Genomic DNA, 26,738 nt, shown 5'->3' with positions numbered 1-26,738 from the left:
TTTATCCTCAACGACAACTGATATTGTCTAGGCAATAACAACCGATGTTTGAATTACGGAAACATTTCGATGTTTGGCTTTTTCTCGCGCAAGTCCAAAGGGGCGTCCGAGAAGACACCGCCCGCTTCCGAAGATAAAGGGGTCAATCTCCTCGTACCTCTAATCACGGTGCCTCGTTCGAAGGTCGAGAAGGCTAGTGAAAAGCCTTTTGATCTCGTCTTAGCTGTCATGCAATTCGCGGTGACGATCGTTTCCAAAGGGCTCTATCGCCATCCGGAGATTAACCCCAAGGCGATGCAGGTCTTTCATGCGGACTGGTACTCCTCGGAGGTAAAGAACGGCGGCCACAGTCAGTTTATCCACAATGCGGGCAGGGAAATCGACACCACAATTGCCAACGCCAGAGCCGGACTCAGCGCTTGCGGGGCAACGAGGCAGTTGGCGACCTTGGAAAAGATGTCAGCTTGGGTTGCCCGGAATCCTGATGAAGCAGCGAAACAAACGGGCTTCGAGGGTGGCCGCGCCGATTTCCTGGATACGCTCGATGACGCATTCTACGAAGCGGATGAAGCCGCGCCGATGGAGGATTTGCTCGCGCGCTGGATCACGTCTTGGGCCGATCTGCAGATTGTCAATGATGACAACTACGACGATACGATCGACCGACTCGTTATGGCCAACCCCCAGCGTGAAAGTAGGCTTCTTCATGAGTCGGTCAGCAAACTGGTGAGCCAGATGTTGAGCCAGCGTGACGTCGGTGCCGGCCTCGCCTGCGCTAAGGCATCGCCATCAGAGATCAAGCTGGCGCTGGGGATGGCAAGAATCCTGGATGTCGAAGGCGAAAAGCAAATGGTCTTCCATCTGCGTACCAGTGCCGAAGAGCCCCGGTTATGCGCCGCAACAAAAGCACACGTTACCGTTTACGAGTATATCCCCCCTGACGATCCTCCAGCCAGACGCCCAGGTGCGAGCTTGTTGGGTGCCAATGCACCGAGAGTCGGGACGCGGCTTGGACGCGCGGAGGAGGCGGAGATTGAGACGGTAATCCAACTGTCTGAACAAAATCATGCTCCGGTCGCTGTCGACCTTCTGCTGCGCAAGGCCGGCTTCGATCCGCTGGGTGCCGTCGTTTCAGCTAACTCAGTGGTTCAAACGGCGGAAGGGCCAATGGTGAATTGGGTGGTGCAGGCGTCTGACCGAACCTTCCTCTCCCTGTCTTCGCCGGATGGCAGTGCGCTCTTACGTGGTGAGGATTACGAAAAGCTCGCCGAGACTACGATTGCTGAACTCGACGCGCACTTTGATCGCTCCGCTGCTGCCGGTTAGGTCGGGTTCGCGTTTACATGTCCGCCCGCCTCCCGGTCAGGAAGAAAATCCCGTCGGCGTGCCCGTTGGCGCCGCAAGATGGTGGCTCCGACATATCGTCCTTGCCAGTGTTCGACGACGAGCGAGTCACCGTCACGGCGAAAGGTGAAGACAAACCCGGTCGGCTCGTCGTTGTCGTCGGTATCGACCAGCCGTAAGTTCTTGCCGTCCTTGACCGTGCCGCCGAGCTCGCATGAGCCGCTGCCCGAGACGGGGTTGGCGACCTCTTCCGAGATCTCGAGCTTGCCGGCGCCCGCGGCTTTGATCTCGACCGAACCACGGCTGCTGCTCCATGTGCCGATGAAGCCGATGCTCGCCGGCTTGCGGATGCTCGCCAGGAAGATCACGCGGTCGCGCAGAAACTCGCCGAGGTCGAAAGTCTGCTGGTCCTTGGCGTGTTCTGGTTGAAGCCGGCAATCTGGTCGCGGTATCGGATGAAATCGCTCTGGTCGCCTTGCCTGCACGGGGATCGAGCCTCTTCAGCAATGCCCCATAAGTCTTAGCCACATCGGCATCGGCTTGCGCCAGGGCAGGATCGGCGCAGATGGCCTTCTCCGCCACGCTGGAGGCCTTGGCGCAGTCAAAGGACGGCTTGGCTTGCGCGATACGCTGCCGCTCAATGCAAGCAGGCTGACCAGAACCGCACTCATGGCAGCCCATAGCCTGGCATGCGCGGCGCCTTGCTCGGGTACCGCATCATGGGCGGCCGACCTTTTCTCCGCCCGTTGAAACCGGCGGTGTCCCGAATTCTGCCGACAACGACGCCGACAGGCAAGCGCATCACCGCTCCCGCCAGTTGTGGCCAATTGGCCTTGCCGATTGTTGCGTTGCGGCGAGGGGGGCTTTCGGCTATTGAGGCCGCAATTGAAACGGAGCCCGTTTTTACCCGATGAGCCTTGTCGATACGGTCAAGAACGCGTTCGTACCGATCCATCGCGAAGGCTATCCCTTTATCGCGGCCTTTGGCGCGGCAACGCTTTTCCTCGGCTATTTCTCGTCGATCCTGTTCTGGATCGGCCTTATCCTGACGGCTTGGTGCGTCTATTTCTTCCGTGATCCCGAGCGCGTCACGCCGGTGGACGACCGCCTCGTGGTCAGTCCCGCCGACGGCATTATTTCGGCGGTCGGGCCGGCCGTGCCGCCGCGCGAACTTGGCCTCGGCAATGTCGAAATGACCCGCATCTCGGTGTTCATGAACGTCTTCTCCTGCCACGTGAACCGCGCTCCGGTCCGTGGCCGCATCGCCAGGATCGAGCATCGGCCCGGCAAATTCCTCAATGCCGAACTCGACAAGGCAAGCACCGAGAACGAGCGCAACGGCCTGGTCATCGAGAGCCCCAACGGCACGGTCGCGGCGGTCCAGATCGCCGGCCTGGTGGCGCGGCGCATCGTCTGCTGGGCCGAGGCCGGCGGCTCGATCGCCATCGGCGAGCGTTTCGGCCTGATCCGCTTCGGCTCGCGCGTCGATGTCTTCCTGCCGCTGACCGCCACGCCGCGTGTCGCCGTTGGCCAGACCGCCGTCGGCGGCGAAACCGTGTTGGCTGAATTCGGCGGTGTCGCCGGCACCCCCCTCGTGCGGATTTCCTGACGTGGGCACGCAATACAAAAAGTTCGAGGCCCATGCCAGCGGCGGTCCGCGCATCCGCGAGATCCCGATGCGCATGGTGCTGCCCAATCTCGTCACCGTGCTTGCTATCTGCGCTGGCTTGTCCGGCATTCGCTTCGGCTTCGAAGGCCGCTTCGAGCCGGCGGTGGTGATGGTGCTGCTTGCTGCCTTCCTCGACGGCATTGACGGCCGCTTGGCGCGGATGCTGAAGGCGACCTCCAAATTCGGCGCGCAGATGGATTCGCTGGCCGACATCGTCAATTTCGGCGTGGCGCCTGCTCTGGTGCTCTATGCCTTCCTGCTCGACCGCGCCGGCTCGCCGGGTTGGATCGCCGCACTCCTGTTTGCCATCGCCTGTGGGCTGCGCCTCGCCCGTTTCAACGTGCTCGACGACGAGAAGGGAGATCGCCCCCTGTGGCAGTCCGAATATTTCGTCGGCGTGCCGGCGCCGGCGGGCGCCGTGCTGGTGATGCTGCCGCTCTATCTCTATTTCCTGCGCACCGGGCTGGAGCCCAGTCGTCCAGCGGCCTTCGTCGCCACCGGGTTCACCATCCTGGTCGCCTTCCTGCTGGTCAGCCGGCTGCCGGTCTATTCCGGCAAGAGCCTGAGAATCCCGGGCGACAGGGTGTTGCCGATCATCCTTGGTGTCGTGCTCTACGTGCTGCTGCTGATGACCTATCCCTGGTACACGCTGACCGCCTCGGTCGCCGGCTACCTGATCTTCCTGCCGTTCAGCGTGCGCGCCTATTCGAAGCGCGCCAAGCGCGAGGGCGAGAAGGTGCCGCCTTCGGATATCGGGTAGCGCCCAATCTCCCCCCTTGAGGGGGAGATGTCGCCAAAGGCGACAGAGGGGGTCGCCGCGCGTGAAGCGCCGACGTCCTCTTTCACTCCCGCAAAACGTCGCGCTAAAAACGTCGCGCTAGCGGAGGCGACCCCCTCTGGCCGCTTCGCGGCCATCTCCCCCTCAAGGGGGGAGATCACGCCGCCACGCCGAGCCCCAGCCGATCGATCGCCAGTTTCCTGGTCGACACATAATCGGTCTTGCCGGATCCCAGCACCGGGATTTCCTCCACCTTGACGATGTCGTTCGGCACCATCAGTTCGGCGGCACCCGCCTGTTTGCCGAATTTGCGCAACTCATCCGGATTGGCATCGTCGGCGGTGGTGACCAGCACGATGCGCTCGCCGCGCCGCTTGTCCGGCACCGCCACCGCCGCATGGCGTTCTTCCGGCCACAGCGACTGCACCAGCATCTCGACCGCACCCAGCGACACCATCTCGCCGGCGATCTTGGCGAAGCGCTTGGCGCGGCCGCGAATGGTGATGAAGCCCTCGCGGTCGACGGCAACGATGTCGCCGGTGTCGTGCCAGCCGGTCAGCGGCTGCAACTCGCCGGGGCGGTCCGATGTCATGTAGCCCATCATCAGGTTCGGGCCGTCGAGCCACAATTGGCCGGCATCGCTGATGCCTTCGACCGGTTCCAGCTTCATGCGCATCGCCGGCAGCAGCCGCCCGACCGTGCCGTCGCGGCCATGGATTGCCGTGTTGACGGCAACCACCGGTGCGGCCTCGGTGAGCCCGAATCCTTCGATGATCTCGGCCTGGAAGCGTTCGCGATAGACGCGGCGGGTTTCCGGCTTCACCGCCTCGGCGCCGGCGACGACGAAGCGCAGGCTGGAAAAATCGCCGTCCTTGGCGGTGCGCGCATAGTTGGCGAGGAACGTGTCGGTGCCGAACATGATGGTCGGCTTCACCTTGCGCGCCACCTCGGGGATGATCTTGTAGTGCAGCGGCGAGGGGTAGAGGAACAGTTTTACTCCGGTGACCAGCGGCAGGATCGTGCCGCCCGTCAGTCCGAACGAATGGAACACCGGCAGCACGTTGAGCAGGATGTCGGCGGGCGAGATGGTGATGCGCGCCTCGGCCTGCATGGCGTTGGCAAGCAGGTTCTTGTGCGACAGCACGACTGCCTTCGGCGTGCCTTCCGAGCCGGAGGTAAACAGGATCACCGCCGGCTTGGCCGCATCCTGCCGTTGCAGCGGCCAGCGCCACAGCAAGGCGGCGGCAAGCTTGTCCAGCGCGGTGACGCTCTCCCGCACATCCTCCAGCCAGAGCAGCTCTGCACCGCCTTTTTCGACCGCCGCGACGATATCGGCGAGATCAGCCTTCTCGACGAACGCGCGGGAGGAAATCACGGTCCTTATCACCGCCGTGCGCACCGCCGCTGTGACGCTCGCCGGCCCGGCCGTGTAGTTGATCAGCGCCGCCAACCGACCGGCCGACAGGAGGGCGGTGAGCGACAACACGACGCCATTGGCGTTGGGCAGCATCACACCGACCGCTTCGCCCGGCGCCGTGACGGCCTCGAAGCGGCTGCCCAGGACGCGAGCGCCGATGAACATCTTGCGGTAGCTCAGCGCGCCGGAGATGACGTCCTCGATGATCGGGTGCGATGCGCCGACGCGGTCAGCGGCATCGCGCATGGCCAGGAACAGGCCGCGATCGAGGTCGGTGCCGAAAAGCCGGGCTTCGGCGACACGGTCGAACAGCGCATTGGCGTTCGAGGCCTGGTCGGGGTTGCGCGCCACCAACTCGGCGATGGTCATCGGCTCCAGCACACTGATAGACAGCCGCGGAAACCAGTGCCGTGGTGCCTTGTCCGCCGGCGTCAGCGACACCGGCAGGCTGCGCGCTCCGCCGACGAAGATCGGCACGATGCGGGCGTCGGCCTGCATGGCGATGCGGGTGACAGCACGAAACAGCCGAAACGTCTTGACGTCGGGCTCGACCGCATCCGGCAGATAGACGGCGAGCCGGCCCTTGCCTTTCAGCACGCGCACCAGCCGGCGGCTGACGAAGACATGTTCTGCATTGAAGGCGATGGTGCGGCCAAGCTCGCGCCACGGTTCGAGCCAAGGCGAGCGCGCCGAGACTTCATCGAGAATGTGAAGTGTGTCGTCCGGCAGCAGCGACAGCATCAGCGCCGGTTCGAAGCGCGATTGATGCGAGATGACGTAAATGACCGGGGCCTGCGCCTTGCGGGCGATCTTGATGCGGCTGTCTTCGATCCGGTAGGCGAGCTTGAACGGCACATAGAGCAGCGCCTGGGTGAAGCGCAGGCCAAGGCGGAATTTTTCCACCACGCCGATCAGCAGCCAGGCCAGAACAAGACCCGCAAGCAGCGCCAGTGTCAGGACCATGCCGCGTCTCTCCCAACGATTTTATCAACTCGGCTCTTTGCGGCCGCTTCGAGGGCAGAGCCTAGACGATGTGGAAGCAAGGTCAATGCGGATGAGCACGCCTCTTGCCTTCCCTCTTGTGGGGGAAGGGAGGCGGCCCTGCTCACGCCGCCTTCAACCGCCCGCTGATGAAACGGAACTCCTGCGTCTTGCCGCCATAGCCGTAAGCAGCGGCCGGCACTTCATGCACGAAGGCGTAGCTTTCCTCGTGCACGCCGCCCAGCAGGCGGCCGAAGGCTGCGAAGATCGCCTTCAGATAGGCCTCCAGCTCAAGCTTGGTGTTGGTGCCGTCGACCACCTTGATATCGAGCCAGAACGTATTGGTGCCATGCTCGGCCAGCGACTTGCCGCCGGCGAACCAGTGCCGCGGATCGATGTAGGACACGGCAACGGCGGTGATCGTCGGATCCTTGCGCAACTGCGTCGCGGTGATCTCGGTGACCTCCTTTGCGATGCGAGCGGAAAGAGCCGCGTCGGGCTTGCCGGTGACGCTGACAGTGATGATGGGCATGTCTCTTCTCCTTGGTTCGAGCGGCGTCCGATCGCCGTTGCAAGCACCATGTCACCATCCAGGAATCAAAAAAATCGAATTGTTTTTAATTGAAGGTTCGATATTGTCGAATTATGGAAACGCTCGATCCCGATCTGCTCAGGACTTTCCTCGCGTTTGTCGATAGCGGCTCGCTGGCCCAGGCGGCTGCAAGCGTCGGCCGTTCGCCCTCGGCGGTGACCGCCCAGATGCAGCGGCTGGAGGAAATCGTCGGCGAGCCGTTGCTGGCGCCTCAAGGGCGGGGGCGCGGCTTGACGCCGGCGGGTGAGGACCTCGTCGGCCATGCCAGGCGCATCCTTGCCGCCCATCGCGAGGCCTGGCTGGCGCTGAAGGGCGCGCGCGCTGCCGGACGCGTCGCCATCGGTACGACGCAGGATTTCGCCGACAGCGGCCTGCCGGACCTGCTGCGTGCCTTCGCCGTCAGTCACCCGCGCGTCAGGATCGAATTACGCGTCGGCCGCTCCGCCGAACTGGCGCAGGCGCTGCAGTCTGGCGGCCTCGATCTGGCGATCGTCATGCGCCAGGCGGCAGTGCCGGACGAAGTCGGCGTGCTGCGCGAGCCGATGATGTGGCTGTGCTCACAGAAGGGGCTGGCCTCGCGGCAGGAAGAACTGCCGCTGGCGCTGCTCGATCCATATTGCGGTTTTCGCGAAGCAGCACTTGCCGCACTCGATGCCGCCGGCCGCCGCTACCGTATTGCTGCCGGCAGCGCCAGTCTGGCCGGCCTGCGCACGGCGGTGAATGCCGGTGTCGCGCTGACGCTGCGAACCGCCCGCTTTGCCCATTCCGGCATTGTCGAGGCGCCGCGCGAGCTTGGCCTCCCGCAGGTTCCGATGGCTGAGTTCGCCATCCGGCTGCGTGCCGGTGCCGATGGCCCGGCCGCCGATCTGGCAGCCCTGCTCAGCGGCAACCTTGCCTTGTCGGCCGGCTGAATGCCCAAAGAAAAAGCCGACCTTACGGTCGCCGAGTGGCAAAGAAAAAGCCGACCTTGCGGTCGGCTTGGGAGTAGGACGGGCCGAGGGGTTTGGGGGGACTTGGGGATGGCCCGTCGCACCAATAATGCCCGACCCCGATGATGGTTCCGTGACTGTGTCACTTTTCTAAGAAATATTTGACGCCATGCGTTGCGAGCGGGCCATCAGCCAATCCCGCCCCGCATGGGCAAACACCGCGCATAACACAATGACGCCACCAATCATGCTGGCGGCCGGTGCAATCTCGCCCAGGAACAGGAAGGCAAACAGGATCGCGAACGGCACTTCCGCCGAGCCAAGCAGCCCGGATTCGGCCGGCGGGATGAGCCGCGCGCCCTCCGTCCACAGGATCGAGGAGAGTGCGAAGGACGCGCCGAACGTGGCGAGCAGAACCGCATCCCTTGGCGAAACCGCCAGCGGATCGGTGACGAACCAGCCGAGCACGAACAACAGGAAGGCCGAAACCGCACCGGCCCACACCACGGGCGTGTCGCGGAAGGCGCGCACCATGATCATGTAGAGGCCGCTGCCGATGGTCATCAGCAGTGCCAGTCCGTCGCCGAACAGATTGCCGGTGCCGAAGCCGGACCAGACCATGATCGCCACGCCGCACAGAGACACGGCGGCGGCGACCATCGTCTGCAGTCGGAACGGTTCGCGCGTCAGAACCCAGGCCAGCAGTGCCGTGACGAAGGGCGCGGTGGCGTAGATGACAGCGACATTGGCGACGAAGGTGAACTTGAACGCCGATATGAAAGCGATGCTGGCCAGCGCGCCTTCCACCGCCAGCAGCCAGCCGCGCCAGCCAAGCCGCAGCGTTTCGCGGCTGCCGGAGCGGCGACGCCGCCACAGCACATAGGCCGAGATGAGGATCGAACCGACGAAGCCGCGCCAGCAGATGATGGTCAACGGGTCGGCATGGATCGACTTTGTCAGAACGCCGGTGAGGCCGAAAACGGCGGCCGAGGACGACACCAGGATGATGCCGAGCGTGCGTTCGGCGGCGGTGTCTATGGCGGCTGTAATCTCAGTCATGCCGCCAGCCTACGTCGTTCCGTGCTGACATCGTAGTGTCAGCATTGATGGTGATCCACATCATAGCCGTTTGCGGAAATGCTCGGTGCCGACGATCAACAGGCCGGCGGCGACGATCAGGGCAGCACCCAGAAAGACTTCGCGGCGCGGCACGTCGCCCCAGATCGCAAAGCCGAGCGCGAATGCCCACAACAGCGCGGTGTATTCCAGCGGCGCCAGGACCGAGGCCGGCGTGCGCTTCATGCCTTCGAAGAGAAGATATTGCGCGAGGCCGCCGAGCGCGCCGACGCTGGCAAGCAGCAGCAACTGGGTCCAGTCCGGTGTCCGCCACCACAACAGCGCCGGCACCGCCGAAAACAGCAGGAAATAGAAATTATTGAGCAGGAGCTGGATCATCGAGCGCTCGGCAAGGGCGGTCCTGCGCAAGAGCACGATGGCGATGCCCCACAGAAAGGCCGCCGCCAGCACCAGCAGCACCGGCACGGACAGGCCGAGATGAGTCGGATCGCAAGCGACGAACACACCGGCAAAGCCGATCAGCACCGCCAACCAGCGCAGCATCGGCACCTTTTCGCCGAGCATCACCACTGAAAGCACGGTGACGATGATCGGTGCCGCATAATAGACGGTGGTCAGTTCGGCGAGCTGCAGGCTGCGCGCGGCGTTGTAGTAGCAGAGCCAGGCGGCAAGCGTGAAGGCGCTGCGCACCAGCATCGGCCGCACGATCGGCGAGCGCGCCGTGTCGGCAAGCAGCTGTCGCCCGCCGATCGCCGCGCAGGCGCCCAGAATGGTGATGCTGCGGAAGAACATGATCTGCCAGACGCTCATGCCAACGACCAGCAGCTTGATCGAAGCATCCTGCGTCGAAAACAGGAGATAGGCCGCACCTGTCAGCAGGATGCCGGCAAGAACCCGCTCGCGTGTTTCGAGAATGGCGATATCGGCCATAAGGCGCGTGGGACCAATTGCCGGAACGGCAGAAATGCTGTGAGGAGCGACACAAGGGAGCTGGGAATTCAGCTCCCTTAGCACCAAGCTATAGGGGCGAAAGTCGGTGCAGCGCTACGCCAGCCCCGTGCTTATGTTGGGGCAGGAGTTCCATGGCGCGCCGCATTGTCGCAAAGCTTACTGCGTCGCCTGGTAAAGCGCCGACGCGGCCTCTTTCAGGGCGCGCCGACCATCGGATCTGAAATACATCATGTGCCCGCCCTCGACGACATCGAGACGGATGGGCTTGGCATTGGCGAGCGACGGGATCTGGTTCACCAGGTAGCGCGAGGCGAGGTAAGGCGTGACCAGGTCGGTGTAGCCATTGACGATCACGACGCCAAGCGACGGGTTCAGCGAGCGTGCTCGCTGCAGATCGTCCATCACCCCGGCATAGCCTTGCCGTGACGCGCTGGTCCCGTAGTCCCAATTGTGGCTGATTTCGCCATTGAGCAGCCGATAGCTGACATCGGTGCGGAAATTCAGTTCGTCGCTGATATAGCCGACGAACGCCGACGTCAGCGCCGGCACGCTGCGGTCGAGCACTGGATCCGGGCCGGCGATGCGGGCGCTCTCGGGCGCGATGTCGGCCGTGCCGATCGTGGCGTCATATGAGCTGAGCACTTTGCCGCTGGCACGGGCGAACTCCCTTGCGAACAGGCCGGTCGGGATGCGGGCGGAGTTCCGCTGCACGAGGTCGAGCGGCAGGCCGGTGATGTCGGCCACACGTTGGCTCGCCAGCCGCTTGCCTTGCTCCAGTCCGCTGGTCAGCGCCGTAAGGTAATCGCCCAGCGCATAATGTTCGACTTCGGCCAGCTTGTCCCGCAACGCATCGCCGCTGACGCCTTCGGCGCGTAGGCGCACCGCCGCCAGGGAAGGCAGTTCGAGCGCCCAATGCAGCGGCTCGAATTCGTCGGGCTGCACCAGCGTGAACTCCAGCGCCGGCGAGATCAGCACGATGCCGTTCGGGCTGATGCCGATATCTTCCTGCAAGGTTCTGGCGAGCAGCGCGGCGCGGAACCCGCCATAGCTTTCGCCGGCGAGGAACAGCGGCGATCCGGTGCGGCCGTTCTGCGCGAGATAGAGCCGGATGAAGGCGCCTATCGAGCTGGCATCCTGGTTGACGCCCCAGAAGTCGTGCGTGTCCTGGCCCGGTGCCTCGCGGCTATATCCGGTTCCGACCGGATCGACGAAGACCAGATCGGTCATGTCGAGCCAGCTGTCGGGATTGTCGATGAGCCTTTGTGGTGAGGGTAGGAATTCGCCGTCCGCCCCCGTTGCGATTATACGCGGACCGAGCGCGCCGATATGCAGGTAGGCGGACGCTGCTCCAGGGCCGCCGTTGAACACGAAGGTTATCGGCCGCTGCGGGTCTTTGGCCACGCTTGCCGGTGGCTGCAGCGTGTAAGCGACATAGAAGATCTCCGCCGTAACGTCGCCCTTGCCGGACAGCAGCGACAGGGTGGCGGCCTTTGCCTGATAATCCAGCTTGCGTCCGGCCAGCGTGATCGAATGGTTTGTGGTCTGCGGCGGCGGCAGCAGGGACAGCACGCCGCCCGAGGGTGCCGGGCGCTCCGCCGTTTCAGCCAGGACGGGCTGCGCCAGGGCGGCAAGCATCGGCAGGATAAGGAAGATCAGTTTCAGCTTGACCGGCATGATGGCTCCGCGAGAACAACTCCCGCATAGGTATGGCCGAGATGATCGAAGTCAAAGGAAATGGCTGTGTTCGAACAACTGCCGCTGCCGCGTTCGCTCAGGTCTCCCTTCGTCCTGCCGGACAACTCCTGGCAGAGGGAAACGGGCAGCGTCCCGGCGGCGGCTGGCCCGTATTGCGGAACAGCATTGCCTTCCCATGGCGATCGGCGCAAATCTCGACCGGCGGCGTATGCCAGGCGGAAACAGTCGACGAAAGGGACAGCGGATGGATGCGACCGAATTGAAGGCCATGCAGGCGCCGCTGAAGCAGGCCTATCGTGACGATGCTTCGCGGGCCCTGATCACGCTTCGTGCCAAGGGCTCGATCGACGACCAGTCGGTTGCCTGCAAGGTGGAGACGGGCAGGGCGCTCGCCATCGCCGGACTGCATCCGGCAACAGGCGGCTCGGGCCTTGAACTTTGCTCGGGCGACATGTTGCTGGAGGCCTTGGTGGCCTGCGCCGGGGTGACGCTGAAGGCGGTGGCGACGGCGCTCGAGTTCAAGCTCGGCGCCGCCACGGTGGAGGCCGAAGGCGATCTCGATTTTCGCGGCACGCTCGGTGTCGCCAAGGATGCGCCGGTCGGCTTTCGCGCCATCCGGCTCAATTTCAAGCTCAACACCGGTGAGCCGCAGGAGCGGATAGACTCGCTGCTGAAGCTGACCGAGCGCTATTGCGTTGTGTTCCAGACCATCAGCAGCAAGCCGGAGTTGACGGTTTCAGCGCGGCGCTGAGGATCTCCCCCCTTGAGGGGGAGATGTCGCCGAAGGCGACAGAGGGGGTCGGTGCGACGGGACGCGACCTCCTTCCGTCGGCAGAGAAGGTTAGCACTCCACGCGCGGCGACCCCCTCTGGCCTGCCGGCCATCTCCCCCTCAAGGGGGGAGATTACGCTCATTACTGTGCTGACGGTTCTTCGGCGTCGCCTTCGTCGGTGAAGGGCGAGGCGCTCGGCACGCATTGCACCGACCAGCCGGCCGGTGTCGGCTGTTTCTGATATTCGGTGATGGCGGCGGTGCACTGTTCGCGCTTGTCGAAGGTGCTGGGCAGCACGACCATGCCGCCCTGCGGGCCGGCGATTACCAGATACCAGACCAACGCTGCTGCGGTCGTAGCCATGGGGATTTCCTCTGCCAGTTGGGCGCTTGTTGTTGGGGAGTCGCTGCGATCCTATCAACTCCGCGGAAATGACGAAAGCATGACCGCGACGCAGCCTTCCGCCGTCACATCACAGCCGCGTGATGTGACGGCGGGTTCCAGCCCCAATTTTTGAAGCCCAATCGGCTTTAAAGCGCGTCGCGTTCGAACGGATTCAGGCGACGCGTTTTAGGTCCTTGTTTTTATGCATGTCGTTTTCCCAAAACCGGGGTCACTTTTGGGGCGATATGCATTAGTTGGTGGCAAAACAATAGAAAAGGCCGTCGCCACCGGTGCCCTTCAGCGCCTCCTGGCTGCAGCCACCGCGCGAGGCGTGCGAGGAATTCCAGGATTTGGCCGCAGCCGATTCGTCGAGGCCGGTGCGGTCATGATGGCCCATCATCGCGGCTCCCTCAGCCCCGCTCATCGTCCAGTCGCCGCAGGTCTGGTCGGCGATCTTGGTGCCATCGGGCTTGGAGCCGGTCAGCACGTCGTGGCGGTTCGGCTTGTCGCCACGGCCGTTGACCACTTCGCCTTTCTCGTTCAGTGCCGTCTGCTTGGTGATGCCGTTGGCGTCACTGTGCAGGGAGGCGACGTCGTCGGCGATCTTGACGCCCTTGGCGTTCATCCACGGCCCCTTGCCGATACGGTCGCGCGCATCGGTGTCGCTGGTCGACAGATAGGCGGCCCAGGTCTTGCCAGTAACGCCGGCGGCTTCCGCCAGCGAGGCGCAATGCGCGTCCGCACCCTTGAGGCCACCGAGATCGGCGCCCTTGCCGGAACCGGCACTGGTGACGAAGAAACTCATCGTGGCATCTTGCGAGAGGGCTACGCCCGCGGTGGCGGCGAATGCGGCCGTGATGGCGGCGGCAACGAGAAGAAGTCTACGCATGGTGATCCTCCGTTTCGACTGGCTACGTCAGAAGAAACGTTGCCGGAGGCCTGTTTAATCCGTCTCGTGGTCAGTTTTATTCCGGCTGACGATAGGCGACGAAACGATTGTGCTTGGCCTGGAAGATCAGCCCGGTCTCTTTAAGCTCCGGGCTGGCCAGTGGCACGATGCGTTTGGCGATCTCGGAGGGGTGCGGCAGCGTCTCGAGATCTTCGCCCGGCACCGCTTGGGCACGCATGGCGGTGCGGGTAGCGCCGGGGTCGGCCGCGTTGACGCGCAGCGGCAGGCTCTGCGTCTCATGCGCCCATGAGCGCATCATCGTCTCCACCGCCGCCTTGGAGGCCGCGTAGGGCGCCCAGAAGGCGCGCGCCGAGTGCGCTGCGTTGGAAGACAGGATGATCGCCCGCCCGGCGTCCGAGAGCCGCAGCAGCGGATCGACCGAGCGGATCAGCCGCCACGTCGAGGTGACGTTGATGGTCATCACCTTCTCGAAGGTTTTTGCTTCGACATGGCCGATCGGCGAGATGACGCCGAGCACGCCGGCATTGGCGACGAGAATGTCGAGCTTGCCCCAGCGCTCGTGGATGGCGCCGCCCAGCCGGTCGATGCCGGTCATGTCGGCGAGGTCGAGCGGCACCAGCGTCGCCTGGCCGCCGGCCGCCTTGATCTGATCGTCGAGTTCTTCAAGGCCGCCGACAGTGCGCGCGACCGCGATGACATGCGCGCCGGCGGCAGCCAATTCCTTGGCGATGAAATAGCCGATACCGCGCGAGGCGCCGGTGACGACCGCAACGCGGCCGGTAAGGTCGAGGGGAGGGTTCAACGGGCAACTCCGAAGGTTAGTGCTCTAACTCGGACTTGGCTCTGCCTCGTCAGCTTGCGTGATTGGCGAAAACGGGGATGAGAGCGCAATCTCCCCCCTTGCGGGGGAGATGTCCGGCAGGACAGAGGGGGGTGTGAAGGATCGCCAACTCTGGATTTAACCAAGCCTCGACCCAAAATCAGACTGATGGCGTTGCTGCGATTGATCGACAGGTTGGAGGGACAGCACCCCCCTCTGCCCTGCCGGGCATCTCCCCCGCAAGGGGGGAGATCGGCTGTCGCCACGCCTTCGCCAAACACCAAATTCACGGTTGCAGCAAGAGCCTACGTCCCGCTCGTCGCCAGCAGCGACAGCGTGCGCACGTTGTCGTGGCCTTCGAAGTCGAGCAGGCGGGTCGGGTACTGGCCGGTGAAGCAGGCGTCGCAGAATTGCGGCTGGTCGTTGTCGCGGCTGGCTTCGCCGACGGCGCGGTAGAGCCCGTCGATGGAGAGGAAGCCGAGCGAATCGACGCGGATGAACTCGGCCATTTCTTCCACCGACATGCGCGATGCCAGAAGCTTCGACTTCTCCGGTGTGTCGACGCCGTAGAAGCAGGAGGCGCGTGTCGGCGGCGAGGCGATGCGCATATGCACTTCCCTGGCACCGGCGTCGCGCACCATCTGCACGATCTTCTGGCTGGTGGTGCCGCGCACGATGCTGTCATCGACCAGCACCACGCGCTTGCCTTCGATCATGCGGCGGTTGGCATTGTGCTTCAGTTTGACGCCCATATGGCGGATCGAATCGCCGGGCTGGATGAAGGTGCGGCCGACATAATGGTTGCGTATGATGCCGAGTTCGAAAGGAATGCCTGCGGCCTGGCTGAAGCCGATCGCCGCCGGCGTGCCCGAATCCGGCACCGGCACGACGATGTCGGCCTCGACCGGGCTTTCCACCGCAAGTTCGGCGCCGATGCGCTTGCGAACCTCATAGACGTTGCGGCCCTCGACCGAGGAATCCGGCCGCGCGAAATAGACATATTCGAAGATGCAGAAGCGGTTTTTCTGCGGCTCGAAGGGGAACAGGCTCTCAATGCCCTTGGACGTGACGACGACCATCTCGCCGGGTTTCAGGTCGCGCACGAAACGCGCGCCGATGATGTCGAGCGCGCAGGTTTCGGAGGCCAGGATCCAGGCGCCGTCGAGATCGCCGAGCACCAGTGGCCGGATGCCGAGCGGGTCGCGGCAGCCGATCATCTTCTTGGCCGTCATCGCGACCAGCGAGAAGGCGCCCTCGACCTGCCGCACCGCATCGATGAAACGCGAGTTGAGGTCGCGCTCCTTGCTGGTGGCGACAAGGTGCAAAAGCGTCTCGGTATCGGAGGTCGAGGAGAAGATCGCGCCTTGCTTCTGCAGCGCGCGCTGCACGGTCATGGCATTGGTCAGATTGCCGTTGTGGGCGACGGCGAAACCGCCATCGGCCAATTCGGCGAAAAAGGGCTGGATGTTGCGCATGCCGGCGCCGCCGGTCGTGGCGTAGCGTGTATGGCCGATGGCGCGGTTGCCTTGCAGGCTGTCGATGACGCGCTGCTTGGTGAAGGTGTCGCCGATCAGGCCGACATGGCGTTCGACATGGAACTGGCTGCCATCATAGGAAACGATGCCGGCCGCTTCCTGGCCGCGATGCTGCAGCGCATGCAGGCCCAATGTGACGATGGCCGCTGCATCCTGTCGGCCGAAAATGCCGAACACACCGCATTCGTCGTGGAAATGGTCGTCGGCCTCGGCGGAAAGCACGTCGTCTGCGTCTGCCATCTTAAGCTCCGCTAAAATCGCCATATAGTGCGGGTTCGCGTCGAAAGCAACGCGCGCCGTGCAGCCGTTCACACCATCGTTAGGTCCTGACGCCGTTTCGGCGTCAGTTTGCCGGTGCAGCCGGCGCTGGATTGGCCGGCGCGTTGTCCGCCGGCGGTGCCGCGGCGTCATCGTCAGGTGCCGGCGTGTTGGCATCGTCGCCACCCGCTGGAGCATCCGCCGCCGGGGCGTCCGGAGCCGCGGGCGTCTCTGCGGCCGGCTGATTCGGATTGAGCTTCTTGAGGATCGCGTTTTCCGGATCCTCGGGCAGCAGGCTTTCGAGCTTGGCGCCGATCTGCTCGAGCAGCGGCCGCGACTTGGCGTCCGTGACCCAGGCCGGTGCCTTGGCGCCGGCCAGCCAGTTGAAGAACAGCAGGGCGACGGCAACGACCAGGATGCCGCGCGCGGCGCCGTAGAGGAAGCCCAGCGTGCGGTCGAGCGCGCCGATCCTGGAATCGATGATCCAGTCGGCGAGCTTCATGGTGATGACCGAGACGACGATCAGCGCGATGATGAAGACGACGCCGGCGGAGGCCGCCATGGCGATCTTTTCATTCTCGATGTAGGGCTTCAAATAAGGCAGGACCGGCTTGTAGAAGAAGAAAGCCGCGGCCGCCGCCGCTGCCCAGGAGACGACGGACAGGACTTCGCGCGAGAAGCCGCGAACCATGGCGAGCATCGCCGAGACCAGAGTGAAGCCGACGAGAATTCCGTCAAGCAGCGTAATCGGCATGTCTTTCGCCCCACTCCATGAGCCGCATTGTGAGCAGGCGAAACGTCGGCTCGCCAACGTCAGTCTGCTTAGTCTTCCTCGTCCACGCGGCTTCGGCGTGAGCCGGCTATGCGTGCCACGAGGTCGGCAAGCTCGGTCGGCTGGAAAGAACCAGCCCCGATCCCCCCGGCCAGTTCCCCGCTGCCCGAGGGCAGAACCGCGCTTCCAAAACCCAGCTTTTCGGCTTCCTTGAGGCGCTGTTGCGCATGCGCAACCGGCCTCACGGCGCCCGAAAGGCTGATTTCGCCGAAATAGACGCAATCGGCGGGAAGGGCAAGACCGGTGAGCGAGGAAACCAGGGCCGCCGCCACCGCAAGATCGGCCGCGGGCTCCGAGATGCGGTAGCCGCCGGCGACGTTGAGGTAGACATCGTGGCTGCCGAAGCGCACGCCGCAATGGGCTTCGAGAACCGCCAGGATCATCGACAGCCGGGCGCCGTCCCAGCCGACGACGGCGCGGCGCGGCGTGCCGAGCGAGGAGGGCGCGACCAGCGCCTGGATCTCGACCAGCACCGGCCTTGTTCCCTCCATGCCGGCGAAAACCGCAGCACCTGGCGATTTGGCATGGCGTTCGCCAAGGAAAAGCTCGGATGGGTTGGCAACCTCGCGCAGGCCCTTGTCCGACATTTCGAAGACGCCGATCTCGTCGGTCGGTCCAAAACGGTTCTTCACCGTGCGCAGGATGCGGTAATGATGCCCACCTTCGCCTTCGAAATAGAGCACGGCATCGACCATATGTTCGACGACGCGCGGCCCGGCGATCTGACCTTCCTTGGTGACATGGCCGACCAGCACGATCGCCGCCCCTGTGGATTTCGCATAACGGATCATCGCCTGGGCGGCGGCACGCACCTGGGTGACGGTGCCCGGCGCCGAATCGGCAAGGTCGGTCCACAGCGTCTGGATCGAATCCAGGATGACGAGGTCAGGCCGCTTGCCGTCGGCTATTGTCGCCAGGATGTCCTCGACATTGGTCTCGGCGGCAAGTTCCACCGGAGACGAGGCGACGCCGAGCCGCTGCGCCCGCAGCCTGATCTGCGCGACCGCCTCTTCGCCCGAGACATAGACGATGCGGTGGCCTTTTGACGCCAGTGCCGCGGCCGCCTGGGTGAGCAGCGTCGACTTGCCGATGCCGGGATCGCCGCCGACCAGCAGCGCCGATCCGCGCACGAAACCACCGCCGGTGGCGCGATCGAGTTCGCCGATGCCCGAAATGATGCGCGGCGCATCCTCGATATCGCCGGACAGCGTGGTCAGCACCACCGCGCGGCCCTTGCGGGCGTTGCGCGTGTTGGCCGGCCCCGAGCCGATGCCGCCGGACGTGCCTTCCTCGACCAGCGTGTTCCACTCGCCGCAGGCATCGCATTTGCCGGCCCAGCGCTGATGCACCGATCCGCAACTCTGGCAGATGAATTGCACGCGCGATTTAGCCATCAGATGGCTGCGCTTGAAAATGGCCTGGGCGTGGTGGGCGACGGTAGGTCAAAAAGCTACTCGAACCTTTCCGGCAAATGATGCTCCTCGGCAAGGTCGGAGAAGCGGGTGAACTCGCCCTGGAAGGCAAGGCTGACGGTGCCGGTCGGGCCATGGCGCTGCTTGGCGATGATCACTTCGGCCTTGCCCTGGACCTCGACCATCTTTGTTTCCCAGGCGAGGTGCTCGGGCGTGCCTTTCTCCGGCTCCTTGTTCTTGATGTAGTATTCCTCGCGATACACGAACAGCACCACGTCGGCGTCCTGCTCGATCGAGCCCGATTCGCGCAGGTCGGACAGTTGCGGATGTTTGTCGTCGCGGCTTTCGACCTGACGCGAGAGCTGTGAGAGCGCGATGATCGGCACGCCCAGCTCCTTGCCCAGCGCCTTCAATCCGGTGGTGATCTCGGTGATTTCCTGGACGCGATTCTGTGATGCCTTGGCGGATGAACCTTGCATCAGCTGGATATAGTCGATGACCATCAGATCCAGCCCGCGCTGGCGCTTGAGGCGGCGGGCGCGCGCCGCGAGCTGGGCGATCGAAATACCGCCCGTCTGGTCGATGTACAGCGGCCGCTTGTGGTTCTCCTGCGTATAAGCGACGAGCTTGCCGAAATCGGCTTCGGTCAGGTCGCCGCGCCTGATTTTCGACGATGGGATTTCGGTCTGCTCGGAGATGATGCGGGTGGCCAGCTGCTCCGACGACATTTCGAGCGAGAAGAAGCCGACGACGCCGCCATTGGCGGCCTTGACGGAGCCATCGGCCTGTTGGGCGGGTTCATAGGCGGCAGCGATGTTGTAGGCGATGTTGGTGGCCAGCGACGTCTTGCCCATGCCCGGGCGGCCGGCGATGATGATCAAATCCGATGGCTGCAGGCCACCCATGCGGTGGTCGAGATCGCGCAGGCCGGTGGCAATGCCGGACAGGTGACCATCGCGCATATAGGCGGCACTGGCCATGTCGACGGCGTTCTTCAACGCATCGGAAAAACTTTCGAAACCGCCATCGTAGCGGCCGTTTTCGGCCAGTTCGAACAGCCGCCGCTCGGCATCCTCGATCTGCTCGGTGGGCGCCATGTCGACCGGCGCGTCATAGGCGATGTTGACCATGTCCTCGCCGACGGTGATCAGCGCGCGGCGCGTGGCAAGATCGTAGATGGCGCGGCCATAATCGGTGGCGTTGACGACGGTCACGGCCTCGACCGCCAGCCGCACGACATATTGCGCCATCGTCATGTCGCCGACCTTCTCGTCGGCCGGCAGGAAGGTCTTCAGCGTGATCGGCGTCGCGACCTTGCCCATGCGGATGAACTCGGACGCCACCTCGAAGATCTTGCGGTGCAGCGGTTCGTAGAAATGGCTGGCCTTGAGAAAATCCGAGACGCGGTAGAAGGCGTCGTTGTTGACGAGGATGGCGCCGAGCAGCGCCTGCTCGGCCTCGATGTTGTTTGGCGCTTCACGATAAAGCGGTGTTTCCGCCACGCCGAATTTTCGCGCTGCCTCTGCCATGATATCCCCGATCTCGATCCCGGCTTCTGATATCAGAACGTGACGAGTCGGTGCTGACCTTTCTGCATCACTACGCGACCAACGAGCGTTGATGCCCGTTGTTCACAGGAACGACCAATCGTCCACAGGAGAGTATTCCCGTGCCCCGATTCCGGTTGACTCGACAGGGCCTTGATTCCTACCTGACTCGTCGGAACGAAGCAAGAACGATTGCGCCGTTCATGACGCGGTGTTGTCCAGCCTCTCGCCCCAGTCCAACCGCCGGGCCAGCTTGAAGTCGGCGCCGTCGCGCTTGGTGAACAAGCGCTCGCGGGCGGTGCCGTCGTCCTGGCAAAGCTTGAGCAGAACCTTGCCGGAGCCGGATTTCGGTGGCGCAAGAACCCGTGCCTGGTGTGATGTGGGTCCGTCGCGAGAAGCCGCGACATAGATGAACTTCTCGTCTTCCCACGGCACGTCGGCGTCCTTGGCCAGCCTGTGCAGGCGCGAGCGGGCGACGCGTCGGGAAAAATGGCACCAGTCGGGCGGGGCGAGCGGGCAGGGCGCCTGATGCGGGCAAGGCGCAAGCACATGTGCGCCCGCCTCGATCAACTGCCGGCGCACGGCGAGGATGCGCTGCCAGCCGGCAGGGGTGCCCGGCTCGACGATCAGCAGCGTGTCGCCAGTGAGTTGCCAGAGCCGGCCGATGAGCTTCGGCAGTGATGCAGGAATGATCTCGTCCAGCACATAGGCGCAAGTGACCAGATCGGCCGACTTGAGATCGGCAAGGTCGATGGTGGCATCACCCGCCAGCCATCTGGTCCGGGCGGCAATCGCGCCGGCGGCAAGTGTCTCGCCGACCTTGCGCACCGCGGCACTGGCTTCCAACAACACCGCCTGTTCGAGATCGGGCCACTGATCGGTCGTGGCCCAAAGCACCGTACCAGGGCCGGCGCCGACGTCGAGCAGGCTCCTGGGTTGAAAGTCGGGCTTTGCGTCGCTCAGCGCGTCGAGGCTGGCGCGGATCGCTGCATAGGTCGCCGGCAGCCGCGTCGCCAGATAGGCCTTCACCGCAAGATCCTCGGCCATGTGCAAACGGCCGTCGCGCAACTCGGCACGATAACGGTCGGACAGCGTTTTTGCCGCTTGTTTGAGTACCGCCAGCGGAACGTTTTCGAGCAGGCGCTCGACGCCTTGGCGAAGGGATGCCGGCAACTCCATCTCACGCGCCCCGCGGAACGAGAAGGATCACCGAAGCGCCGGCAATACAAAGTGCGGCACCGGCAAAATCCCAGCGGTCGGGGCGCACGCCCTCCACCAGCCACAGCCAGCCAAGCGATGCTGCAATGTAGATGCCGCCATAGGCGGCGTAAGCGCGGCCGGCGGCTGACGTGTCGACCTGCGCCAGCAGGAAACCGAACAGGGCAAGCGAGGCGAGGCCGGGAAGCAGCCACAACGGCGACTTTTCCAAACGCCACCAGGCCCAGAACGAAAAGCAGCCGGCGATCTCGGCCAGAGCGGCAGCGGCATAGAGGACGTAGGTCATGAAAAAGGTCCCGTGGCGATCACGGGACCTTTTTCAGTGCAGGCGCCGGTAATGGCAAGCGGCAATGCTTATTCCTGATCCGCAACCTTGCGGCGGCGAGCCGGCTTGGCGGCAGGGCTCTTTTTGACCGGTGCCGTTTCACGATGCCCCATGTCGCGCATCTCAAGCGCCTTCTCGCACTTGGCCATGTAGTCGCGCGACACTGGCAGCGTGTCGTTCTTCTTGGCGATCTGGATCTGGAAGATGACAAGGTCCTGCCAGCGGAAGGCGGCTTCCGAGGCAGCCAGGTAGAATTCCCACATGCGGCAGAAGCGCTCGTCATAGATCGCCTTGGCCTTGTCGCGGTTGGCGGCGAAGCGCTGGCCCCAGTGCTTCAGCGTATCAGCGTAGTGGAGCCTAAGAATCTCGATGTCGGTGACGACCAGGCCCGACTTCTCGATCGCCGGCATGACTTCCGAGAGCGCGGGGATGTAGCCGCCCGGGAAGATGTATTTGCGGATGAAGGCGCTGGTCGCCCACGGCACGCCGGAACGGCCGATCGTGTGCAGCAGCATGACGCCGTCCGGCTTGAGCAGCGTCGCGCTCTTGTCGAAGAAGGTGCGGTAATGGTTGACGCCGACATGTTCGAACATGCCGACCGAGACGATGCGATCGAAACGCTCGTTGAGTTCGCGGTAGTCCTTGAGCTCGAAATGCACGCGGCTTTCCAAGCCTTGAGCGTGCGCCCGGTCGGTGGCGACGCCATGCTGTTCGGTCGACAGCGTCACGCCCTGCACGTCGACGTCGAACGCCTTGGCGAGATAGAGGCCGAGCCCGCCCCAGCCGGAGCCGATGTCGAGCACCGTCTGGCCGGCCTTCAGCCGGAGCTTGGCGGCGATGTGGCGCTTCTTGGCCGCTTGCGCTTCGTCGAGCGTCATGTCCGGCTGCTCGAAATAGGCGCAGGAATACTGCATGTCCTCGTCGAGGAAGAGCCGGTAGAGATCTCCCGACAGGTCGTAGTGGCGCTGCACGTTGCGGCGCGAGCGCGAGGCGGTGTTGATCTGCTGCAGGCGGCGGAAGGCGTGGCGCAGGCCTTCGATGGCCTTCGACCAGGTGGCGTCGATGCCGCCACTGCCCATGTTCTGGAAGGCAATGCGCATTACGCCCAGCACGCCACCTTCGAGAATGTCGAGTTCGCCGTCCATGTAGGATTCAGGCACAGCCAGCATCGGATCGAAGGTGATGGCGCGCTCGGCATGCGCGGTCTTGATATGCATGTGCACCGGTTCGCCGCTGCCGTCGCCGAAAACCACTGTCGTGCCCTTGGGGCCGGTGACCTTGAGATTGCCGGTGCGCACCAGGCGGTCGAGAACGCGCTTCAACAGAATATTCATGACCAAATGTCCCCTCTCGGTCAGACAGGCTGTCTTGGCGCGTGACCCGAAAATCGAAATCGATTTTCATCGGGAATCTTGCGCCGAACCAAAGTTGCACAGCGTCATTCGCGCGGCCAAAGGACGCGCGACGCTGTAGTCTGCAACAATATATAGGGGTTCGAAAAGTTCCATTTGGCATAAAAAAGCCCGGGCGCGAGGCCCGGGCATTGGTCCAGTATGGCTGGATGCCGGCAAAGTGATCAGAGCACGGCTCCAATCGCCTTGCGACGTAAGATCAGGCGTTGTCTTCGCCGCCCTCGAACTCGGTGTTCGGATCGAAGAAGTTTTCCGGCCGGGCATTGTCGTTGATGTCGTCGCCATAGATGGCTTCGGCGGTGGTCAGCGTCTCGCCCTTGGCCTGACGCTCGGCTTCATCGGCCGTGCGGGCGATGTTGAGCGTGACGGTGACCTCGACTTCCGGATGCAGCGCGATCGCCACATTGGTGACGCCGATGGTCTTGATCGGCTGGTTGAGCAGGATCTGGTTGCGGTTGATCGAGAAACCTTCCGCCGTCAGCAGATCGGCGATGTCGCGGGTCGAAACGGAACCGTAGAGCTGGCCGGTTTCACCGGCGGAGCGAACGGCGATGAAGCTCTTGCCGTCCAGCTTTTCGGCGACTTGGGCCGCTTCCGACTTGCGCTCGAGGTTGCGGGCTTCGAGCTGGGCGCGCTGGCCTTCGAATTTCTTCTTGTTGGCTTCGTTGGCGCGCAGCGCCTTGCCTTGCGGCAGCAGGAAGTTACGGGCAAAGCCGTCCTTGACCTTGACGGTATCGCCCATCTGGCCGAGGCGGGAAACGCGTTCGAGAAGAATGACTTCCATGGTTTTGTTCCTTCGGTTGGGCGCCAATCAATCGATGAGATCGACGCCGAATGTCTCTGGAACAGGTCAGGAAGCTTGGGCGCCTGGGGCGCTGGTGTCGCTGTCCTGCCTGTCGCGGCAGTTAGAGGTTTTTGACCTCAACCCGGGATTTGATGTTCGACCCTGCGGCGCCCGTCGCCGTGGGAGAAGAGCGGGCGGCAAGCCGCCCGCATTGGAGATATCAACGAACCACGTAGGGCAGCAGGCCGAGGAAGCGGGCGCGCTTGATCGCCTTGGCGAGTTCGCGCTGCTTCTTCTGGCTGACGGCGGTGATGCGCGACGGCACGATCTTGCCGCGCTCGGAAATGTAGCGCTGCAGCAGACGCACGTCCTTGTAGTCGATCTTGGGCGCGTTGGCGCCGGAGAACGGGCAGGTCTTGCGGCGGCGATGGAACGGGCGCCGGGTCGGGATCTGATTGATGTCGACCATTATTCTGCACCCCCTTCAAAGCCTTCGCGCGGACGGCGCGGACCACGATCAGCACCGGCATCACCGAACGAGCGCGGCGGGCGATCGCCACGGTCGCCGCGATCACGGTCGCCGAACGAGCGCGGGCCACGATCGCCACGGTCGCGGTCGCCGAAGCCGCCGCGTTCCGAGCGCTCTTCGCGCTTCTGCATCATGGCCGACGGGCCTTCCTCATGCGCCTCGACCTTGATGGTCAGGAAACGCAGCACGTCTTCGGACAGGCCCATCTGGCGCTCCATCTCGTTGAGCGCGGCCGGCGGGCAGTTAAGGTCCATCAGCGTGTAGTAAGCCTTCCGGTTCTTGTTGACCCGGTAGGTGAGGGACTTCAGTCCCCAGTTCTCGACCCGGCCGACGGACCCGCCATTCGCGGAGATGACACCCTTGTACTGTTCGACAAGCGCATCGACCTGCTGCTGCGAGAGGTCCTGCCGGGCAAGAAACACATGTTCGTAAAGAGCCATTATGTCTTATGCCTTTCTTCGTTTCTCTCCCGGTTCCCGGCGGCAAAAGCCTCTGCAACTTCTCTGACCCGACAAAATCGGGGAAGAAAGGAGCATTTCGAGACGGTCGAGAGCGGAGACACGGGAGGCGGAAGCACATCTGGCTTCACACGAAGGTTTTCGAAAAAACCTCCGGCCCTCCGTTCAGCCCCCAGCAAGGACCGGCAGATTGCGGGCGTCTATACAGCAATCCGGCTGGAAGGCAAGGGCGGGCGGCGTCGTCTGTGTCGCATGCGGCGGGAAAATCAAACAGCAACCACGGGCCAGGCTTTGGGGTTTTCCGGAGACCGGGCCTTAACCACACTATCAGGTTGTGCGGAGTTGAAAGCTCGCCGTCAACGGTCGATTCATCATGGGAGGCGCAGAAGGCGGGATAGCCGCGCACAAAAAGCGCGGCAAGCATTTCCGGGGGTTAGGATGCTTTTCGACAAATTCTGGCGCTCAACGAGCGGCAATTTCACACTTGTGCTGGGATTGGGCTTGCCGGTCATCCTGACGGCTGTCGCTTTCGCAACCGATGTCTCCACCCTCATGCGGGCCAAGAGCAATCTGCAGAATGCCCTCGATGGGGCAAACCTTGCCTCTTCGCATCTTGGCGATCTCGACATCACCCGCAAGGACGCTTTCGACCGCTATTTCCAGGCCAACATCGTCGGGCACGGCGAACTTGGCAATGCGCAGGCGACGTTGACCGTCGACAAGGGCATCAATTTCGTCAAGACAAAGGCGGTTGCCACGGCGGACGTCAATCTGAACTTCGCCTTCCTGTTCGGCAACAGCAAGCGCATCGAGGTCGATGCCTCCGCTGTCGAATCGAACAACCAGCTCGAAGTTGTGCTGGTGCTCGACAACACCGGCTCGATGGCTGGTGCGCGCATGACGGCGCTGAGGACAGCGACCAAATCATTGCTCGACACACTCGAATCGACAAAGTCGCCGACGCGCCAGATCCGCGCCTCGCTGGTTCCATTCGTTACGGCCGTCAACGTCGACGGCGACGAATTCGACCCGTCCTGGATCGATATGGACGGCAAGTCGTCCACCAACGGCATCAATTTTCCGGTCATCGACGGCAAGCGTCCCAATCACATGGCGCTTTTCAAGCAACTCAAGATGACCGGATGGACCGAGCCCGGCTGGAACGGTACCGGATGGAAAGGTTGCGTCGAGGCGCGACCGGGCACCTACAACATTTCCGACACCCCACCCGATCCCGACAAGCCCGACACGCTGTTCGTACCGTATTTCGCGCCGGATGATCCGGAAAATGCCCAGATGCCGTCTGGCTCCTATGGCAATTCGGATAAGTACTACAACAATTCCTATCTCGACGATATCAGCGACAAGGCCAAGCTCGCCAAACAGAAAGATAACCTTCTCGGTATCGATCTCAGCGATCTCCTCGGCGATCTGTTGACGCCCGGCAAGTCTGCCAAGGAAAAGGTCGCCAAGTATGTTGCGCCCGCCAAGGTACTGATCACCGAGACTGGTTCCCCCATCACCGTTGGCCCAAACCGTGCGTGTCCAACCCCTGTCGTTCCCCTGACCGACGATTTCGACAAGCTGCGCAAGGCGGCCAGCAAAATGACGGAGTGGAACGGTTCCGGCACCAATGTCTCCGAAGGCCTGTCGTGGGGCATGCGGGTGCTGTCGCCTGGAGCGCCTTATACCGATGGAGCGCCGTGGAAGACGCCCGGCATCACCAAGATCGTCCTGTTGCTCACCGACGGCGAGAATGTCGTCTATGGCGCCAGCCAACAGCCGGAGAAGTCCGACTACACATCCTATGGCTATCTGGCCGGTGGCCGTTTCGGATCGGACAACCAGACGACCGCGGCGCGCAATGTCGACGGCTGGACCAAAAGCGTTTGTACGCAGTTAAAGGACGAGGGTGTGCAAATCTACACCCTCGTGCTGCAGTCCGACACCGCCGCCAACCGCGCGCTATACAGCGCCTGCGCTTCGAATCCGAGCGACTATTATGCCGTCAACGATCCGACCAAACTGCCGAACGTGTTCCTGCAGATCGCCAACAAGTTCACGAAGCTGCAATTGACGAACTGAACGCTCGACCCGAGAGACGGGCCG

The 26,738-nt window shown here is 63.4% G+C and carries 25 protein-coding genes; 6 read left to right on the top strand and 19 right to left on the bottom strand.

What is annotated here, in order from left to right; translation table 11 throughout:
* Positions 1–69: 69 nt before the first annotated feature.
* Positions 70–1,326, top strand: a complete 1,257-nt coding sequence (locus ACZ89F_RS18460; protein ID WP_476093348.1) for a DMP19 family protein — start codon at positions 70–72, stop codon at positions 1,324–1,326.
* Here the strand turns inward: ACZ89F_RS18460 and ACZ89F_RS18455 are convergent.
* Positions 1,323–1,712, bottom strand: a complete 390-nt coding sequence (locus tag ACZ89F_RS18455; RefSeq protein WP_476093347.1) for a hypothetical protein — start codon at positions 1,710–1,712, stop codon at positions 1,323–1,325. The genes ACZ89F_RS18460 and ACZ89F_RS18455 overlap by 4 nt on opposite strands.
* A 542-nt stretch (positions 1,713–2,254) precedes the next feature.
* Here ACZ89F_RS18455 and ACZ89F_RS18450 point away from each other — a divergent pair.
* The gene (locus tag ACZ89F_RS18450) at positions 2,255–2,953 is read left to right on the top strand and encodes a phosphatidylserine decarboxylase (RefSeq protein ID WP_476093345.1); all 699 of its coding nucleotides are present in this window, start codon (positions 2,255–2,257) and stop codon (positions 2,951–2,953) included.
* A gap of 1 nt (position 2,954) precedes the next feature.
* Positions 2,955–3,773, top strand: a complete 819-nt coding sequence (locus tag ACZ89F_RS18445; protein ID WP_056580375.1) for a CDP-alcohol phosphatidyltransferase family protein — start codon at positions 2,955–2,957, stop codon at positions 3,771–3,773.
* Between the two features lie 175 nt (positions 3,774–3,948).
* Here the strand turns inward: ACZ89F_RS18445 and ACZ89F_RS18440 are convergent, their stop codons facing one another.
* Both ACZ89F_RS18440 and ACZ89F_RS18435 read right to left on the bottom strand, forming a co-directional pair.
* Positions 3,949–6,171, bottom strand: a complete 2,223-nt coding sequence (locus ACZ89F_RS18440; protein WP_476093343.1) for an AMP-binding protein — start codon at positions 6,169–6,171, stop codon at positions 3,949–3,951.
* Positions 6,172–6,313: 142 nt separating this feature from the next.
* A complete protein-coding gene (locus ACZ89F_RS18435; RefSeq protein WP_476093341.1) occupies positions 6,314–6,721 on the bottom strand; it encodes a tautomerase family protein in 408 nt (135 codons plus the stop codon).
* Positions 6,722–6,834: 113 nt separating this feature from the next.
* On the opposite strand from ACZ89F_RS18435, the gene ACZ89F_RS18430 reads away from it, so the two are divergent.
* Positions 6,835–7,692, top strand: coding sequence for a LysR substrate-binding domain-containing protein (locus tag ACZ89F_RS18430; protein ID WP_476093339.1), 858 nt, complete (start codon positions 6,835–6,837; stop codon positions 7,690–7,692).
* A 168-nt stretch (positions 7,693–7,860) separates the two neighbouring features.
* On the opposite strand, the gene ACZ89F_RS18425 is transcribed toward ACZ89F_RS18430, so the two are convergent.
* The 3 genes from ACZ89F_RS18425 to ACZ89F_RS18415 form a co-directional block, all read right to left on the bottom strand.
* Positions 7,861–8,769 (bottom strand): DMT family transporter, encoded by a 909-nt coding sequence (locus ACZ89F_RS18425; protein WP_476093337.1) that lies wholly within the window; start codon positions 8,767–8,769, stop codon positions 7,861–7,863.
* Between the two features lie 60 nt (positions 8,770–8,829).
* Entirely contained in the window at positions 8,830–9,717 is an 888-nt protein-coding gene (locus tag ACZ89F_RS18420) for a DMT family transporter (RefSeq protein ID WP_476093335.1), read from the bottom strand.
* A gap of 177 nt (positions 9,718–9,894) precedes the next feature.
* Positions 9,895–11,412 carry a S10 family peptidase gene (locus ACZ89F_RS18415; protein WP_476093333.1) on the bottom strand — a complete coding sequence of 506 codons (1,518 nt, stop codon included), beginning with the start codon at positions 11,410–11,412 and terminating at the stop codon, positions 9,895–9,897.
* Between the two features lie 265 nt (positions 11,413–11,677).
* On the opposite strand from ACZ89F_RS18415, the gene ACZ89F_RS18410 reads away from it, so the two are divergent.
* Positions 11,678–12,184, top strand: coding sequence for an OsmC family protein (locus tag ACZ89F_RS18410; RefSeq protein WP_476093332.1), 507 nt, complete (start codon positions 11,678–11,680; stop codon positions 12,182–12,184).
* Positions 12,185–12,346: 162 nt separating this feature from the next.
* On the opposite strand, the gene ACZ89F_RS18405 is transcribed toward ACZ89F_RS18410, so the two are convergent.
* The 13 genes from ACZ89F_RS18405 to rpsF form a co-directional block, all read right to left on the bottom strand.
* Entirely contained in the window at positions 12,347–12,568 is a 222-nt protein-coding gene (locus ACZ89F_RS18405) for a hypothetical protein (RefSeq protein ID WP_013532531.1), read from the bottom strand.
* Between the two features lie 271 nt (positions 12,569–12,839).
* Positions 12,840–13,478, bottom strand: coding sequence for a hypothetical protein (locus ACZ89F_RS18400; RefSeq protein ID WP_476093331.1), 639 nt, complete (start codon positions 13,476–13,478; stop codon positions 12,840–12,842).
* Between the two features lie 76 nt (positions 13,479–13,554).
* Complete coding sequence (locus ACZ89F_RS18395; RefSeq protein WP_476093330.1) at positions 13,555–14,301, bottom strand: SDR family NAD(P)-dependent oxidoreductase; 747 nt, start codon at positions 14,299–14,301, stop codon at positions 13,555–13,557.
* Positions 14,302–14,624: 323 nt separating this feature from the next.
* Positions 14,625–16,094: an amidophosphoribosyltransferase gene (gene purF / locus ACZ89F_RS18390; protein WP_476093329.1), complete on the bottom strand. Its 1,470-nt coding sequence runs from the start codon at positions 16,092–16,094 to the stop codon at positions 14,625–14,627.
* A gap of 103 nt (positions 16,095–16,197) precedes the next feature.
* Complete coding sequence (locus ACZ89F_RS18385) at positions 16,198–16,866, bottom strand: CvpA family protein (RefSeq protein WP_476093327.1); 669 nt, start codon at positions 16,864–16,866, stop codon at positions 16,198–16,200.
* 68 nt (positions 16,867–16,934) lie between these two features.
* Positions 16,935–18,338, bottom strand: coding sequence for a DNA repair protein RadA (radA, locus tag ACZ89F_RS18380; RefSeq protein WP_013532526.1), 1,404 nt, complete (start codon positions 18,336–18,338; stop codon positions 16,935–16,937).
* 56 nt (positions 18,339–18,394) lie between these two features.
* Complete coding sequence (locus ACZ89F_RS18375) at positions 18,395–19,885, bottom strand: replicative DNA helicase (RefSeq protein WP_476093325.1); 1,491 nt, start codon at positions 19,883–19,885, stop codon at positions 18,395–18,397.
* 219 nt (positions 19,886–20,104) lie between these two features.
* A complete protein-coding gene (locus tag ACZ89F_RS18370; RefSeq protein ID WP_476093323.1) occupies positions 20,105–21,082 on the bottom strand; it encodes a small ribosomal subunit Rsm22 family protein in 978 nt (325 codons plus the stop codon).
* 1 nt (position 21,083) lies between these two features.
* Positions 21,084–21,407 (bottom strand): YnfA family protein, encoded by a 324-nt coding sequence (locus tag ACZ89F_RS18365; RefSeq protein ID WP_476093322.1) that lies wholly within the window; start codon positions 21,405–21,407, stop codon positions 21,084–21,086.
* Between the two features lie 68 nt (positions 21,408–21,475).
* On the bottom strand, positions 21,476–22,780 hold the full coding sequence (locus tag ACZ89F_RS18360) for a class I SAM-dependent methyltransferase (RefSeq protein WP_476093320.1): 1,305 nt from the start codon (positions 22,778–22,780) through the stop codon (positions 21,476–21,478).
* 277 nt (positions 22,781–23,057) lie between these two features.
* The gene (rplI, locus tag ACZ89F_RS18355; RefSeq protein ID WP_136622524.1) at positions 23,058–23,642 is read right to left on the bottom strand and encodes a 50S ribosomal protein L9; all 585 of its coding nucleotides are present in this window, start codon (positions 23,640–23,642) and stop codon (positions 23,058–23,060) included.
* A gap of 220 nt (positions 23,643–23,862) precedes the next feature.
* Positions 23,863–24,111: a 30S ribosomal protein S18 gene (gene rpsR, locus ACZ89F_RS18350; RefSeq protein ID WP_006203718.1), complete on the bottom strand. Its 249-nt coding sequence runs from the start codon at positions 24,109–24,111 to the stop codon at positions 23,863–23,865.
* Entirely contained in the window at positions 24,111–24,611 is a 501-nt protein-coding gene (gene rpsF / locus ACZ89F_RS18345; RefSeq protein WP_023761609.1) for a 30S ribosomal protein S6, read from the bottom strand. The genes rpsR and rpsF overlap by 1 nt, the downstream gene beginning before the upstream one ends.
* Positions 24,612–25,067: 456 nt before the next feature.
* Here rpsF and ACZ89F_RS18340 point away from each other — a divergent pair, with 456 nt between their 5' ends.
* On the top strand, positions 25,068–26,714 hold the full coding sequence (locus ACZ89F_RS18340; protein ID WP_476093319.1) for a Tad domain-containing protein: 1,647 nt from the start codon (positions 25,068–25,070) through the stop codon (positions 26,712–26,714).
* Positions 26,715–26,738: the final 24 nt, after the last annotated feature.

It is taken from the genome of Mesorhizobium sp. USDA 3734, assembly GCF_056279665.1.
Note: the sequence above shows the minus strand (reverse complement) of the source record. Positions and strands in the feature narration are given on the sequence as shown.

Bases quoted from the DNA above. Each gene is read 5' to 3' on its own strand.
- ACZ89F_RS18440 (WP_476093343.1), bottom strand. From the start codon at position 6,171: ATGGTCCTGACACTGGCGCTGCTTGCGGGTCTTGTTCTGGCCTGGCTG.
- ACZ89F_RS18420 (WP_476093335.1), bottom strand. From the start codon at position 9,717: ATGGCCGATATCGCCATTCTCGAAACACGCGAGCGGGTTCTTGCCGGC.
- ACZ89F_RS18430 (WP_476093339.1), top strand. From the start codon at position 6,835: ATGGAAACGCTCGATCCCGATCTGCTCAGGACTTTCCTCGCGTTTGTC.
- ACZ89F_RS18425 (WP_476093337.1), bottom strand. From the start codon at position 8,769: ATGACTGAGATTACAGCCGCCATAGACACCGCCGCCGAACGCACGCTC.
- ACZ89F_RS18405 (WP_013532531.1), bottom strand. From the start codon at position 12,568: ATGGCTACGACCGCAGCAGCGTTGGTCTGGTATCTGGTAATCGCCGGC.
- ACZ89F_RS18370 (WP_476093323.1), bottom strand. From the start codon at position 21,082: ATGGAGTTGCCGGCATCCCTTCGCCAAGGCGTCGAGCGCCTGCTCGAA.
- ACZ89F_RS18435 (WP_476093341.1), bottom strand. From the start codon at position 6,721: ATGCCCATCATCACTGTCAGCGTCACCGGCAAGCCCGACGCGGCTCTT.
- ACZ89F_RS18450 (WP_476093345.1), top strand. From the start codon at position 2,255: ATGAGCCTTGTCGATACGGTCAAGAACGCGTTCGTACCGATCCATCGC.
- ACZ89F_RS18385 (WP_476093327.1), bottom strand. From the start codon at position 16,866: ATGCCGATTACGCTGCTTGACGGAATTCTCGTCGGCTTCACTCTGGTC.
- rpsR (WP_006203718.1), bottom strand. From the start codon at position 24,111: ATGGTCGACATCAATCAGATCCCGACCCGGCGCCCGTTCCATCGCCGC.
- ACZ89F_RS18360 (WP_476093320.1), bottom strand. From the start codon at position 22,780: ATGAATATTCTGTTGAAGCGCGTTCTCGACCGCCTGGTGCGCACCGGC.
- rpsF (WP_023761609.1), bottom strand. From the start codon at position 24,611: ATGGCTCTTTACGAACATGTGTTTCTTGCCCGGCAGGACCTCTCGCAG.
- ACZ89F_RS18365 (WP_476093322.1), bottom strand. From the start codon at position 21,407: ATGACCTACGTCCTCTATGCCGCTGCCGCTCTGGCCGAGATCGCCGGC.
- ACZ89F_RS18460 (WP_476093348.1), top strand. From the start codon at position 70: ATGTTTGGCTTTTTCTCGCGCAAGTCCAAAGGGGCGTCCGAGAAGACA.
- ACZ89F_RS18410 (WP_476093332.1), top strand. From the start codon at position 11,678: ATGGATGCGACCGAATTGAAGGCCATGCAGGCGCCGCTGAAGCAGGCC.
- ACZ89F_RS18415 (WP_476093333.1), bottom strand. From the start codon at position 11,412: ATGCCGGTCAAGCTGAAACTGATCTTCCTTATCCTGCCGATGCTTGCC.
- radA (WP_013532526.1), bottom strand. From the start codon at position 18,338: ATGGCTAAATCGCGCGTGCAATTCATCTGCCAGAGTTGCGGATCGGTG.
- purF (WP_476093329.1), bottom strand. From the start codon at position 16,094: ATGGCAGACGCAGACGACGTGCTTTCCGCCGAGGCCGACGACCATTTC.
- ACZ89F_RS18375 (WP_476093325.1), bottom strand. From the start codon at position 19,885: ATGGCAGAGGCAGCGCGAAAATTCGGCGTGGCGGAAACACCGCTTTAT.
- rplI (WP_136622524.1), bottom strand. From the start codon at position 23,642: ATGGAAGTCATTCTTCTCGAACGCGTTTCCCGCCTCGGCCAGATGGGC.
- ACZ89F_RS18400 (WP_476093331.1), bottom strand. From the start codon at position 13,478: ATGCGTAGACTTCTTCTCGTTGCCGCCGCCATCACGGCCGCATTCGCC.
- ACZ89F_RS18340 (WP_476093319.1), top strand. From the start codon at position 25,068: ATGCTTTTCGACAAATTCTGGCGCTCAACGAGCGGCAATTTCACACTT.